The organism is Psychrobacter sp. TB20-MNA-CIBAN-0197, from assembly GCF_040309765.1.
GTDB classification, from domain to species: Bacteria; Pseudomonadota; Gammaproteobacteria; order Pseudomonadales; family Moraxellaceae; genus Psychrobacter; species Psychrobacter submarinus.
The window spans coordinates 1-229 of sequence record NZ_JBEOPC010001521.1 but is presented as its reverse complement, the minus strand read 5'-3'; the positions used below and the strand labels follow the sequence as shown (position 1 = coordinate 229).

The 229-nt window shown below is 38.4% G+C and carries 1 protein-coding gene; it reads right to left on the bottom strand.

Annotated elements, in window-relative coordinates; all coding sequences use genetic code 11:
- Positions 1-229: phosphotransferase (locus AAEY83_RS19060; protein ID WP_351061855.1), on the bottom strand; the 229-nt coding region annotated here is incomplete at both ends.

Here is a 229-nt window from a genome sequence, read left to right as displayed (position 1 = left end):
CGGGGGAGCAAAATGTACGTACCATGTCGCCAAAGTCATAAAGCCAAAGTCCTGCCATACAGGTGTCTAAATCAATAACTGCTTTTGCTTTGTGAGTTGTATTACAAAACAGCATATTATTTATTTTTGTATCGTTATGACACACTCTAAGCGGTATGTGTTTAGCTACCTGACTAAGCTCAGTAATTAAATGCTGCTGCGTTAAGCAATACTCTATTTCACCATTGCA